Raw genomic sequence first — 9244 nt, 5'->3', positions numbered from 1 at the left:
GCCACCAGGGCCTCCCGCAACGCCACAGACGCAGACCTCACCTTCGGCGGCGCCGAACGTCAGGACCGCGCCAGCCAATAATCCTGCTCCCAATGCCGCGCCCGCCGCGCAGCCGAACGCCGTTCAGTCGCCAAATGCTCCGGGCGGACAGGCCCGCCGGCCGCCCGAAGCGCCCGGCGCTCCCGCCGGCGTGCCGTTTACCCGTCGGGCACCGCCTTCGATAGCGACACCGTTGCCGGCCGCACCGACGCCAACCCAGGAATTGAGGCCGATTGCTCCGGGCGCCGCGGCGCCAGGGCCGCGCCGCCTCGACGACTTCCGCAGCGAGCGGCACGAGGTCCAGGAAGGCGGCCGCACCGTCATCACCGAACCCGGCCGCGTCATCGTCCGCGATCCCGGCGGTCAGGAATTCATCCGGCACAACGAGGTCGACCGCTTCCGTTTCGGCGCGCGTGACATCCGGACCGAGCGAGTCGGCGACGAAAACCGCACCATCGTCATCCGCCCCGACGGCAGCCAGATCATCACGGTGGTCGGCGCCGATGGCCGATTGTTGCGGCGGATCCGCAGGGATCCGCAAGGCCGCGAGATCGTCATCATCGACAACAGCTATCGCGATCCGCGCGCGGCCGGCGGCTTCTATGTCGATCTGCCGCCGCCGGTGATCGGCATTCCCTATGACCGCTATATCGTCGACGCCGACGGCGCGCCACCGGACCTGATCTACGACACCATGGAAGCGCCGCCGGTGGACCGCATCGAACGCCGCTACTCGCTCGACGAAATCCGCTACAGTCCGGGGGTGCGGCTGTTGATGCCGAGCATCGACCTCAACACCATCAATTTCGACACCGGATCGTGGGAAATTCCGCCCGATCAGGCGGCAAAGCTCCAGGTGATCGCGGACGGGCTGAACCGCGCGATCCAGCGTAACCCGCGCGAGGTATTCCTGATCGAAGGCCATACCGACGCGGTCGGCAACGATACCGATAACCTGTCGCTGTCGGACCGGCGCGCGGAATCCGCCGCCGAACTGCTGACCCAGCAATTCGGCGTGCCGGCGGAAAACCTGGTGTCGCAAGGCTACGGCTCGCAATATCCGAAAGAACAGACTGACGGGCCGAGCCGCATCAACCGCCGCGTCACCGTCCGCCGCATCACGCCGCTGCTCGACGGCGGGGCGGCCTCGCTGCCGCCACCTCCTCCGCCGCGGTAAGGCGCGTGTCAAACGAAAATGGCCGGGAGAAATCCCGGCTAATTTTATCTAGGATCGTAAGAGAGTTCATCATTGCGATGCGCGGACCGGCCGGAAGAGACCGACGGCGCTGGGATGAATTTCACGTGTCATTCCGGGATGATCCGAAGGACCAGACCTCAGATGCGCAATGCGCATCTGAGAATCTCGAGATTCTCCGATGTGCAATTGCACATCGTAGTTCGATGCTTCGCATCGCCCCGGAATGACGGAGTCTGGATTGCTTCGCTAACGCTCGCACTGACGTATTCGCGTTAAAAAAAGCGAGCGGCTACCCGCATGTTTCAGTTCTTGTCGCTATCGAGTTTGAAAATCTGGGAGCCTTCCCCGGTCGATAGCAGGCCCGTCTTTGAGTAGAGATCCAGCTTGGTACGGGTATCGGCGATGTCGAGGTTGCGCATCGTCAGCTGTCCGATACGGTCCGCCGGCGTGAATGCCGCATCCTCCACCTTCTCCATGCTCAGCCGTTCCGGCTGATAGGTCAGATTGGGGCTCTCGGTGTTCAGGATCGAGTAATCGTTGCCACGGCGCAGCTCGAGTGTCACCTCACCGGTGACCGCGCGAGCCACCCAACGCTGGGCGGTTTCACGCAGCATCAGCGCCTGGGAATCGAACCATCGCCCCTGGTAGAGCAATCGGCCAAGGCGCAGGCCGCTGATCCGGTATTGCTCGATGGTATCTTCGTTGTGGATGCCGGTGATCAGCCGTTCATAGGCGATGTGCAGCAGCGCCATGCCGGGAGCTTCGTAAATGCCGCGGCTCTTGGCCTCGATGATCCGGTTCTCGATCTGGTCGCTCATGCCAAGGCCATGCCGGCCGCCGATGGCATTGGCCTCGAGGAACAGCGCGACCGGATCGGCGAATGTCTGGCCGTTCAGCGCGACCGGCTGGCCCTCCGTGAAACGCACAACGACCTTCTCGGCCTTGACGCTGCAATCGTCGCGCCAGAACGGCACACCCATGATCGGATTGACGATCTTGATGCCGCTGTCCAGGCTCTCGAGGTCCTTGGCCTCGTGGGTCGCACCGAGGATATTGCTGTCGGTCGAATACGCCTTTTCGGCGCTCATCCTGTAGGCGAAGCCGCATGCGGTCATGAATGCCGACATCTCGGCGCGGCCGCCCAGTTCATCGATAAACTGCTGGTCGAGCCAGGGCTTGTAGATCCGCAAGCTCGGATTGGTCAGCAGGCCGTAGCGGTAGAAACGCTCGATATCGTTGCCTTTGAAGGTGGAGCCGTCACCCCAGATGTTGACGCCGTCCTCCTTCATGGCCGAAACCAGCATCGTGCCGGTCACGGCGCGGCCGAGCGGCGTGGTGTTGAAATAGGTGATGCCGCCGGTCGAGATGTGGAAAGCGCCCGATTGGATGGCGGCAATGCCTTCATGCACCAATTGCATGCGGCAATCCACGAGCCGCGCCTTTTCGGCGCCGAACTCCAGCGCTTTACGCGGAATCTCGTCGTAGTCGGTCTCGTCGGGCTGGCCGAGGTTGGCGGTATAGGCAAAAACGCGGGCGCCTTTTTGCTTCATCCACAGCAGCGCCGCGCTGGTGTCGAGACCGCCCGAGAAGGCGATGCCGATTTTTTCCCCTGTGGGCAGGCTTTTCAAGATCGTACTCATCAAACTTCCAATCGATCGAAATTTCCAAAGCCCGGTTCTGATTCAATCAGAATCGCAAAGGCCTTGAACGCGCGAATATCAAATTTCACGCCAATGGGCACGCGTTTAATAGGTGGCTGGCGTTATCAGGTCATTCACGCGGTCGGCGCGGCGCCGACGTCGCGTCCGAGCCAGCGCTGGCGGAGGCGATAGCCGGGCCAGGCAAAACGCGTCAACGCGGCATCGACGTCCTCGTCGGTGAGGCGGGTCCGGGGCCATCGGTAGATATAGCCGTGGACAAGCCAGATCACCAGAAACGTGACCAGGCCGGCGGTCGCCACATCGGTAAAAAAGTGCCCGCCGAACGCCATCCGGAGCCCGCCGGTGATCACGCCGAACAGGGCCGCTCCGGCATAAGCCAGCGGCCGCCAGGCCGGTGGCGCCAGCACCGCCGGCGCATAGGTCCAGAACGCCGTCGCGCCCTCGCCGGAGAAGAACGAACAGTTCTTGTGGCAGCTGCCACGTGGATCCCACCACGGCACGAAAGGCTGCGGGCCGTTGAATTGCGCCACCATCACCGGGCGCGGGCGGCCCCAATAGGCCTTGAAGCTGAAATTGGTGAGAAGGCCCGCGGCAAGCGTCAAGGTCACCAGCAGGAAGGCGACGGCGCGCCCGGAGATCAACAGCGGCCGGTCCGGCCGCACCAGCTTGACGATCAACGCGACAATCGCCGGCAGGGCGAAGGCCCATGCGACCCACATCGCACTGTCGCGCGCGATCACGGCGGCGGTGCTGAGTTTCAGCGGGAACGTATGCGTCGCCGGATCGTAGAACAACGCGGCGAGTTTGAGATCGAGCTCGGGATAAATCCCGAACAAGAGCTCGATCACAAGCATCAGAGCGAGCGCGATGAAGAGTCCGGTCCGGTTCATGGCGCGGGGTTTAACCGAGGGCGCCGGGCATGGAAAGACCCGGCCGAGGCCTCCCTGATGGGTAGAAATGCAATGACGCCCCCTCTCACGTCGGCGGCCTGGAATTGGATGGCAATGGCGGCGGCGGCCGAAGCGGAGGTGGCGGCGGCTGCCGCCATGCGCCGGCATTGCGGCCTGCGATCATCCAGTAGACGACGCCCGCAACGATGCCCGCGCCGGTCATGATTTCGAGGTGACGGCGAACGATGCCTTCAAATTGCAGCGTCGTCGTATTGAACGGGACCAGGCCGAGATAGCAGGCAAGACCGACCAACCCGCCGCCGACCGCATAGGCAAGTGCGCTTCGTACGTAAAAGGCCTCTGTGATCAGGACCACAATCATCGCCGGCAACAGCGCAAAGCCGCTGACGAAGATGAAACCGAAGCCGAGCACGATGTTCAGCGCACCGGGATCGACCGGGCCGGCTCCGAGATCGCTGAATTCCGGAAACAGCACCGCGACGACCACGATCATTCCCGCCACCAGACAGGCGGCGAAAGATGCGAACAAAATGACGAACAGCCGGCCGATCAGCACCATGAAGCGAATCCAGCATCGAGCGGTAGCGCTGACGTCGCCCCGGTCTCCCACCTGTCTGTACGATTGCAGCGAAAAAAGATGCAAATGCCCGGCACTGGGCCGGGCATGACGATTATGCGTCGCCTCATGTCTAATCCGTCATCGCCATGGCGCGCAGCGCCTGCCGCTCGCGCGCCGACAGTTTTTCGGTTTCCGATTTCAGCTGACCGCAGGCGGCAAGAATATCGCGGCCGCGCGGCGTGCGCACCGGCGAGGAATAGCCGGCGTCGAAAATATATTCCGAGAATTTCTCGATCTGATTCCAATCCGAGCATTCGTAAGCCGTGCCGGGCCATGGGTTGAACGGAATGAGATTGATCTTGGCCGGAATACCTTTCAGCAGCTTCACCAGCAGCCTGGCGTCGTCGAGCGAATCGTTGACACCTTTAAGCATGACATATTCGAAGGTGATTCGCCGCGCATTCGACGAGGCCGGATAGTCGCGGCAGGCCTGCAGCAATTCGGCAATCGGATATTTCCGGTTCAACGGCACCAGCTCGTCGCGCAATTCGTCGCGCACCGCATGCAGCGAGATTGCCAGCATGGCGCCGATCTCTTCGCCGGCACGCACGATGTTCGGCACCACGCCCGAGGTCGACAGCGTGATGCGGCGGCGGGAAATGCCGATGCCCTCATTGTCGGCAACGATCAGCAGCGCGTCGCGCACCGCGTCGAAATTATACAGCGGCTCACCCATGCCCATCATGACGACATTGGTGACGAGCCGGCCGCCGCCCGGCGTGTCACGGTCGGCCCAGTCGTTGAGGCGATCGCGCGCCACCATCACCTGGCCGACGATTTCGCCCGCGGTCAGATTGCGCACCAGCCGCTGCGTGCCAGTGTGACAGAACGAGCAATTCAGCGTGCAGCCGACCTGCGAAGACACACACAGCGTCCCGCGATCGGTTTCCGGAATATAGACGCACTCGACCTCGTGCGCTTTCTCGACCGCATCGCCGCTCGGGAGGCGGAGCAGCCATTTGCGGGTGCCGTCGTTGGAAATCTGCTCGGCGACCACCTCGGGCCGCGCGACGGTGAAATGCTGTTCGAGCTGGCCGCGCATTTCCTTGGAAATGCTGGTCATCTGGTCGAACGTCGCGGCGCCGCGGAAATAGATCCAGTGCCAAAGCTGTTGCGCGCGCATCTTGCGCTGCGCCGGCGCCACGCCGATCGTCCCCAAACGCTCGGCAAGTTCCGCGCGCGACAAGCCGATCAGCGACGGCTTGGCCGGCGGCACATAGGTTTCGAGCGCGATCTTTTCCAGCGGCGCGCTGGCGATGGAACCGGCTGCGGTCATATGGGTCAGGCTGTCCGTCATGGAACATCAGATAGGCCTTCCGGCATCCGCTGGAAAGGCATCAAACGCATGGGTTTCGGGCGAAATGAGCGGCCCAGGCATGAACCCGGGCCGGAAGCTTCGTCGGCGCAAAGCCGCCATCGGCGGTCGGAAAAGATCATGTCCAAACCAGCTAGATCAACGGGACCGAATCAACAAAACCGAAGCTGACTTCAGCGCCGGCAATCCTGCGCCAACCGGTCGAGCGCCTGGGAGAGCCCTTTCGCCGAAAAAGTATCCGTCGTCTCGGTGCCCTTTGCCGAAACGGCCTTGACCACGACATCGGCGGCTTTGCGCATCGCCTCGACCATGCGCTCTTCCTCGGCGGCGTTCTTGATCCAGAGCCCGTCGCCCTGGGTATACATCGCATAGGTGGCGCCGCCGGCTTCCAGCGTCGATTCCGAGCCCGGCTTGACCGTATAGCCGATCATGATCGAAACTTCGTTCATGACCTTTTCCGCCGGACGCGTGGAAACGAAGGCATAGGCCGGATCGCGCGGACGGTTCGGCGGGTTGGTCTTCGACGACGACGGCTTTGCAAGTGCAAAGCATACTTTCTTGCCGTTCGGCGATGCTGTGTAGGCGCCCCAGGTGCCGAACTGGCCGATCAATGTCGGCTCCGCGCCACCCGCAGCGGCGACGGCAGGCTTGGTATCAGGTTTGGCGGCGACTGGCTTGGCCGCGACCTTGGGCGATGCGCTCTGCGCGGGGATCGCAACCCCGCCCATCAGCACGCTTACAGCCAGAATTGCCAGAGATCGCCGCACGGACATGACCGAATCTGGTTCCCTTATCATTGTGACTGGAAGATGGCCCGATTCGCCCCGGCGACCGCGCCGATGGATAACGGGCAAATATCTTTTTGGAAAGGCGGTTGCGTGATTCCAAACCGGCGCGCCGGACGACGACGCGCAAATTCACGGCAACGCTGGTCCGTCAATCTCCGCCCACAATCTTTCGCGCGCGCCGCGCGCTGTTTTCCCGTTGCGCATCGGTCCACCGCAACAAGTCCTCGGCGCCGGCACATGCGCGGCGGCATTGTTGACCGGAATATCGAGCAGCGCCTCACGCCACACCATATCGATCATGGCGCCGAGTTCAGCGCCGCCGCGAATGTCGCCGCGGATTGCGGTCGCCTCTGCGCCGGGAATCAGAATCCGCTTCCCCGCCAACAGGCTGTTTCAAACATCGTTTGATTCTGTCCGAGGGCGGCGCAAGCGCGCCGCCTCGCCATGAGAAGCGGAAATCGGATTGTCGCCCGGCCTCAAATCCGGCATGAAACAACGAGCCATTTTGCGTCCGAAAATCAGGTGCGCCCATGAAAGCCATTCTCTGCTCGCAATATTGCCAGCCCGACGACCTGGTGCTGGCGGAGGTGCCGGATCCTGTCGCGGAAGCCGGCCAGGCCGTGATCGCGATCAAGGCGGCGGCGCTGAATTTCTTCGACATCCTGATGATCCAGGGCAAATACCAGGTCAAACCGCCCTTTCCATTCTCGCCGGCCGCGGAAGTCGCGGGCGTGATCGAAAGCGTTGGCGCCGGCGTAACCGAGCTCAAGGTCGGCGACCGCGTCATCGCTTCCTGCGGCCATAACGGGGCCCGTGAAAAGATCGCGCTGCCGGCGAATTCCATCGTCAAGATTCCGGACAATCTGGATTTCGATCGCGCCGCCGGGATCATCATCATCTACGGCACCGCGCTGCATGCGCTGGAAGACCGCGCCAGCCCCAAGCCGGGCGAAACGCTTGCCGTGCTCGGCGCCGCCGGCGGCACCGGGCTTGCGGCCTGCGAACTCGGCCGATTGATGGGCCTGAAGGTGATCGCCTGCGCCTCGTCGGACGAGAAGCTCGAATTCGCCAAGACGCATGGCGCCGAACTGACACTGAATTACGCCAAGGAAGATTTGAAGGAGGGCCTGCGCCGGCTGACCAACGGCAAAGGCGCGGACATTATTTTTGATCCGGTCGGCGGCGCATATGCCGAGGCTGCGCTGCGCGCGATCGCGTGGGAAGGCCGCTTTCTCGTCATCGGTTTTGCCGCCGGAGACATTCCGAAAATGCCCCTCAACCTGGCCTTGCTCAAGGGTTGCGATATCCGCGGGGTGTTCTGGGGCGCGTGGGCGCGGCTCAACCCGGACAAGAACCGCGCCAATCTTGAGAAGCTGGTGAAGTGGACCGCGGAAGGCAAGATCTCATCGCATGTCGATCGCACCTTCCCCTTGGCGCAAACCGCCGACGCCTTGAAGGTGCTCGCCGGCCGCAAGGCGATGGGCAAGGTGATCCTGCATCCGTGATGCGGGGACGCAGTGGCGAAGCGAATTGCCGGAGCGGCTGCGAATTTATGAATCTATCAAATTATAAATCTCATTTAATCGGAACGTTGCGATTTTGTAAAAACGCTGTGAACTTCGCCGCTACGCCTTAATTATACCTTAATATCTCCCAATTTGCGCCACGGAAGGTCGTGTTTTGGGCTGATTCTCCGGGCGATTTACTCAACCAATGGGCGCACGGGGAAGAAAGGCGAGGCCGGTGGTGCCCAGTCGTTGCGTATTGGCTGTGGGGAGGCATCACAATGCTGGAGAAGACCAGGCGTTTTCAATCAGACTCAAGCGTCGACACCTTTGATTACGATACAAACGGCCCGCGATTTGGGCGCTATCCATATAGAAAAGCAGGCGTAGCGCATATTCCGGACGACGCCGTCCCGCTCTTCCTGTCGGATGAATTCGAAGAAACCGAGCCGCAACCCTACGAATATGTTCGGGAGCGTCCTCGGAAACGGACATTTACCGCTTCGCGGGTTCTCGCGGGTTCCGTGGCCATCTTGGCGGCGGCAGCTGTTGCGTCGTTGTTTTCGACCGACACCACGCGTGCGATCATCGTCAACGCCAAGGCTTCGCTGGCGGCGGTAACCGCGGCGACCCGAAACCAATCCGGGACCGCCGTAGCCCAGCTCCCCGCGGCCAAGCCGCGGCTGGCAAATTCCGTCCAGGTGGCCACACTGGGCGTACAACCCGCCGCCGTTGGCCAGACGACGACCGGCAATGGTCAGATACCGTCTGCTCAGACCCCGGCGGTCGCAGCCACGCCCTCACGCGAGGAAATCTCCGCCGCACTTAAAACCGCCCGTCAGATTCAGCCCGAAATTCAGCCCCCGGCTCCGGTTCAGCCGGCAAGGAGGCTCGATTCGGACACGCTGGCGGGAATGATGAACCGGGCAAAGACTCTGCTCACCGTCGGCGACATCACATCGGCCCGTCTGCTGCTGGAGCGGGCTGCCGACGCGCAGGAGGCCAGCGCCGCCTTCATGCTTGGCCAGACCTACGACCCGGCGGTGCTGGGAACGCAGGACGTCAGGAACATCACGCCTGATCTGGCGGCGGCGCGGAGCTGGTACGAGAAGGCGGCCGAGCTTGGGTCGGCGGACGCGCAGCAACGCCTGGCTCAGATGCAATAATAATCTTCGTAGCATGGACTGATTTTCATAGGGCGGGGGATA

General features: G+C 62.5%; 9 protein-coding genes. 3 read left to right on the top strand and 6 right to left on the bottom strand.

Translation table 11 applies throughout. From position 1 onward, the window contains the following. Positions 1-1216: OmpA family protein (locus HB630_RS26900; RefSeq protein ID WP_249781067.1), on the top strand; the 1216-nt coding region annotated here is incomplete at its 5' end. A gap of 323 nt (positions 1217-1539) precedes the next feature. On the opposite strand, the gene argG is transcribed toward HB630_RS26900, so the two are convergent. The 6 genes from argG to HB630_RS28535 form a co-directional block, all read right to left on the bottom strand. Next, entirely contained in the window at positions 1540-2877 is a 1338-nt protein-coding gene (gene argG, locus HB630_RS26895) for an argininosuccinate synthase (protein ID WP_213775746.1), read from the bottom strand. Positions 2878-3011: 134 nt separating this feature from the next. Then, the gene (locus HB630_RS26890; RefSeq protein ID WP_213775745.1) at positions 3012-3788 is read right to left on the bottom strand and encodes a phosphatase PAP2 family protein; all 777 of its coding nucleotides are present in this window, start codon (positions 3786-3788) and stop codon (positions 3012-3014) included. An 85-nt stretch (positions 3789-3873) separates the two neighbouring features. Continuing rightward, positions 3874-4368, bottom strand: coding sequence for a hypothetical protein (locus tag HB630_RS26885; RefSeq protein ID WP_213775744.1), 495 nt, complete (start codon positions 4366-4368; stop codon positions 3874-3876). A gap of 130 nt (positions 4369-4498) precedes the next feature. Continuing rightward, positions 4499-5704, bottom strand: a complete 1206-nt coding sequence (gene rlmN, locus HB630_RS26880) for a 23S rRNA (adenine(2503)-C(2))-methyltransferase RlmN (protein ID WP_213775754.1) — start codon at positions 5702-5704, stop codon at positions 4499-4501. A gap of 212 nt (positions 5705-5916) precedes the next feature. Further along, a complete protein-coding gene (locus tag HB630_RS26875) occupies positions 5917-6471 on the bottom strand; it encodes an invasion associated locus B family protein (RefSeq protein WP_249781071.1) in 555 nt (184 codons plus the stop codon). A 189-nt stretch (positions 6472-6660) separates the two neighbouring features. Continuing rightward, positions 6661-6915 carry a hypothetical protein gene (locus HB630_RS28535; RefSeq protein WP_249781066.1) on the bottom strand — a complete coding sequence of 85 codons (255 nt, stop codon included), beginning with the start codon at positions 6913-6915 and terminating at the stop codon, positions 6661-6663. A 146-nt stretch (positions 6916-7061) separates the two neighbouring features. Here HB630_RS28535 and HB630_RS26865 point away from each other — a divergent pair, with 146 nt between their 5' ends. Beyond that, positions 7062-8036 (top strand): NADPH:quinone oxidoreductase family protein, encoded by a 975-nt coding sequence (locus HB630_RS26865; protein ID WP_213775742.1) that lies wholly within the window; start codon positions 7062-7064, stop codon positions 8034-8036. 281 nt (positions 8037-8317) lie between these two features. Continuing rightward, positions 8318-9202, top strand: a complete 885-nt coding sequence (locus HB630_RS26860; RefSeq protein ID WP_213775741.1) for a hypothetical protein — start codon at positions 8318-8320, stop codon at positions 9200-9202. Positions 9203-9244 lie beyond the last annotated feature (42 nt).

The sequence above is a fragment of the Bradyrhizobium sp. dw_78 genome (assembly GCF_018449525.1).
Lineage (GTDB): Bacteria > Pseudomonadota > Alphaproteobacteria > Rhizobiales > Xanthobacteraceae > Bradyrhizobium.
This window is presented reverse-complemented; position numbering and strand designations above follow the sequence as displayed.

What these genes read in the sequence shown, in the direction of transcription:
- argG (WP_213775746.1), bottom strand. Translation starts at nt 2,877, where the DNA reads ATGAGTACGATCTTGAAAAGCCTGCCCACAGGGGAAAAAATCGGCATC.
- HB630_RS26875 (WP_249781071.1), bottom strand. Translation starts at nt 6,471, where the DNA reads ATGGGCGGGGTTGCGATCCCCGCGCAGAGCGCATCGCCCAAGGTCGCG.
- HB630_RS26885 (WP_213775744.1), bottom strand. Translation starts at nt 4,368, where the DNA reads ATGGTGCTGATCGGCCGGCTGTTCGTCATTTTGTTCGCATCTTTCGCC.
- HB630_RS26860 (WP_213775741.1), top strand. Translation starts at nt 8,318, where the DNA reads ATGCTGGAGAAGACCAGGCGTTTTCAATCAGACTCAAGCGTCGACACC.
- HB630_RS26865 (WP_213775742.1), top strand. Translation starts at nt 7,062, where the DNA reads ATGAAAGCCATTCTCTGCTCGCAATATTGCCAGCCCGACGACCTGGTG.
- rlmN (WP_213775754.1), bottom strand. Translation starts at nt 5,704, where the DNA reads ATGACCGCAGCCGGTTCCATCGCCAGCGCGCCGCTGGAAAAGATCGCG.
- HB630_RS26890 (WP_213775745.1), bottom strand. Translation starts at nt 3,788, where the DNA reads ATGAACCGGACCGGACTCTTCATCGCGCTCGCTCTGATGCTTGTGATC.